Raw genomic sequence first — 3656 nt, 5'->3', positions numbered from 1 at the left:
ACAGAGAGACAAGTAGAGGGTTATAGCATCGAGGGGCAAATTACACAAATAGAGCAATATTGCCAATTTAACGGCTATGAACTCGTTGATATATATGCAGATCGGGGTATATCAGGAAAATCTATGAACCGTCCTGAATTACAGCGCATGTTAAATGATGCTAAAAATGGAAAATTAGACTGTGTTATGGTTTATAAAACAAATCGTTTGGCACGTAATACTTCCGATTTACTTACAATCGTCGAAGAACTTCATCGTCAAAATGTTGAATTTTTTAGCTTGTCTGAACGCATGGAAGTCAAAAATTCAACAGGTAAGTTAATGCTCCAGATACTTGCAAGTTTTTCCGAATTTGAAAGAAATACAATTTTAGAGAACATTTACACCGGACAACATCAAAGAGCTTTAGAGGGCTATTATCAAGGCAATCTTCCATTAGGATATAATAACATACCTGATAATAAAAAAGAATTAATTATTAATCAACATGAAGCTAACATCGTTAAATATATCTTTGAATCTTATGCCAAAGGTCATGGTTATCGTAAAATAGCCAATGCACTCAATCATAAAGGTTATGTCACTAAGAAAGGCAATCCATTTAGTATTTCAGCTGTTACTTATATTCTCTCAAACCCATTCTATATTGGTAAAATTCAATTTGCGAAGTACAAAGATTGGAATGAAAAGCGTCGTAAAGGACTGAATGATAAACCTATTATAGCTGATGGTAAACACCCTCCTATTATTAGTCAAGAATTATGGGATAAAGTCCAATCACGCAAAAAACAGGTCAGTCAAAAACCTCAAGTTCATGGAAAAGGAACCAATCTATTAACAGGTATTATTCACTGCCCACAATGTGGTGCACCAATGGCAGCTAGTAACACAACGAACACATTGAAAGATGGTACTAAGAAGCGAATACGCTATTATTCTTGTAGTAACTTTCGAAACAAAGGCTCAAAAGTATGTTCTGCGAATAGCGTTAGAGCTGATGTGATTGAAAAATACGTCATGGATCAAATACTCGAAATTGTCAAAAGTGATAAAGTTCTCACACAAGTTGTCGAACGTGTTAATCAAGATAGTCAAATTGGTATGGATGCACTTAACCATGATATCGCATATAAGCAACAACAATTTGATGAAATAAACACTAAACTAAAAAATCTAATTCAAACCATCGAAGATAATCCAGACTTAACATCTGCACTCAAACCAACCATTCATCAATATGAAACACAACTCAATGACATTACAAATCAAATGAATCAACTCAAGCACCAACAAAATCAAGAGAAACCATCTTACGATACGAAACAAATCGCTGTCCTATTACAACGAATCTTTCAAAATATAGAATCCATGGATAAATCACAGCTCAAAGCTTTGTACCTAACGGTTATTGACCGTATTGACATTCGTAAAGATGAGAATCATAAAAAGCAATTCTACGTTACACTAAAACTTAATAATGAAATTATTAAACAACTTTTCAATAATAATAATCTAGACGAAGTGCTCCTCAGCACTTCGTCTTTATTTTTGCCTCAAACACTCTTTCTTCAAATCTAATATCTATGTACTGTCCTTTCGTCATTCAATAACACCTATCTAATAAACATCTTCAGCAACCTAAGCAGTCATAACTCAATGTGAAGCTTATATTGATATGACGAAAGAACATCCCAAAATAAAATGTAAGTGGGATAGTAACGGGATTGGCTAACTTCATGTAGGAGAAGGATTACGCAAGCGTAATCCCAAAATCCCGTTATTATTTATAAATAAATAATATAAAAAAAAAAGTAACTCGTAATAACACCACCAAATCCAAATGATATATAAATATATAGCTATATTTCCCGAGAAATGAGCGGGATAACGGGATTTCCTTGTCATATCAACAATTGTGACGACTTTCGATTGGGATCTTTTCTGTATTTCAGTGGGATTTCCTGGCGAAACAAATGGTATTTCAAACTTATATTATCAAAATGATGTATCACATGCATACATCCATCAAATACATTAGGAGGTCATAACAATGACACTAGAACAACAACTCAAGCACTATATAACCAACTTATTCAATCTGCCAAGGGATGAAAAATGGGAATGTGAATCCATCGAAGAAATCGCTGATGATATTCTACCTGAACAATACGTAAGACTTGGTCCACTTAGTAATAAAATACTACAGACTAATACCTACTACTCTGACACACTTCACGAAAGTAATATCTATCCCTTCATTCTCTATTATCAGAAACAACTCATAGCTATCGGTTATATTGATGAAAATCACGATATGGATTTCTTATATCTACACAACACTATCATGCCCCTTTTGGATCAACGATACTTACTAACAGGAGGACAATAATATGCATAAATACATCAAAATTACACAACTCGTCATTACAATTCTTAGTGAAATTATCATTTGGATGAAAGAATCAGAACGAAAGGAAAACGCTTATGAATAGATATATAACACGTGGTATCGCCAACAACTTACCTATTAACTTACAACACCAATTATGGCAACTCGTTTCTGAGCGAGAACAAGAACAAACCAAAGATAATACTTCAGTAGATTATTTTCATATATTCCAGTTTAATAAACATCGCAATCAATTATATATCAAACACAAACAAGAACGACCAGCGTATGTGAAAACTCAAAAGGCAAATATCAATCAACCTATCAATATCAATAAGGTCTACATTATTCGTGAAGATGATGTAGGCCTTTCTTATTATGTCATGTTATTACCAGAAGAATACTAGAGGAGTGAATATTACATGAAAACAATAAAAAATACATTAGAAACTGAAGCCATATTCAGTGATGACCAACAACATCGCTATCTACTTAAGAAAACATGGGACAGTGAAAAACAAACACTTACAATCATTACAATGTATCCAAATTTTATGGGCCTTCTTAGTATAGACTTAACAACTCAGCTCATTATGAACAAAGTTTCAGAAATGGATGCATTTGGCTCAATCAATTTTGTGAATCTATATTCCAATATTACAACACCCCTCAATCTCAAACATCTAGAAAACGCCTATGATAATCATACCGATATTCAAATTATGAAGGCAGTGAAAGAATCGGATGAAGTAATATTAGCCTGGGGTGCTTACGCTAAAAAGCCCGTTGTTGAAGCACGTGTCAATGAAGTATTAGAGATGTTGAAACCACATAAGACGAAAGTGAAACAACTCATGAACCCAGTAACCAATGAAATTATGCACCCCCTTAATCCAAAAGCAAGACAGAAATGGACTTTGAAAGCATAACCCATATATGGAGGTAAACGATGTAAGAAATCAATATTGTTTCACTACAAATGATAAAAACAGATACATTAAATTACCTAAAAAATCGTATTTCAAACCCTGGGGATGCGACAGAAATTATGCGTTCATTCATTGGAAACAGTGATCGAGAACATCTCATACTTATATGTATGAATAGTAAAAACGAAACTACACATATTCAAACACTATCGATAGGTTCTATTAACTAAACAGTGATTCACCCCAGAGAAACATTCAAAACAGCGATGCTCAGTAACGCCAACAGTATTATGCTAGGACATAACCATCCAAGTGGAGATGTATTAAACATAGTATCC

The 3656-nt window shown here is 33.7% G+C and carries 4 protein-coding genes and 1 pseudogene; all 5 read left to right on the top strand.

The window, feature by feature from the left end; all coding sequences use genetic code 11:
* The coding region (gene ccrB / locus KA830_RS12875; RefSeq protein ID WP_210134292.1) for a cassette chromosome recombinase CcrB at positions 1–1578 on the top strand (1578 nt) is incomplete at its 5' end.
* 472 nt (positions 1579–2050) lie between these two features.
* Positions 2051–2389, top strand: a complete 339-nt coding sequence (locus tag KA830_RS12870; RefSeq protein WP_046207796.1) for an SAUGI family uracil-DNA glycosylase inhibitor — start codon at positions 2051–2053, stop codon at positions 2387–2389.
* Between the two features lie 95 nt (positions 2390–2484).
* Complete coding sequence (locus tag KA830_RS12865; RefSeq protein WP_046207795.1) at positions 2485–2796, top strand: DUF960 family protein; 312 nt, start codon at positions 2485–2487, stop codon at positions 2794–2796.
* Positions 2797–2811: 15 nt separating this feature from the next.
* Complete coding sequence (locus KA830_RS12860) at positions 2812–3318, top strand: DUF1643 domain-containing protein (protein ID WP_046207794.1); 507 nt, start codon at positions 2812–2814, stop codon at positions 3316–3318.
* A gap of 50 nt (positions 3319–3368) precedes the next feature.
* Positions 3369–3656 (top strand): annotated as a pseudogene (locus KA830_RS13760) (JAB domain-containing protein); the annotation flags it as partial.

This window comes from Staphylococcus sp. GDY8P119P, from assembly GCF_017892075.1.
GTDB lineage: Bacteria > Bacillota > Bacilli > Staphylococcales > Staphylococcaceae > Staphylococcus > Staphylococcus ureilyticus.
This window is presented reverse-complemented; position numbering and strand designations above follow the sequence as displayed.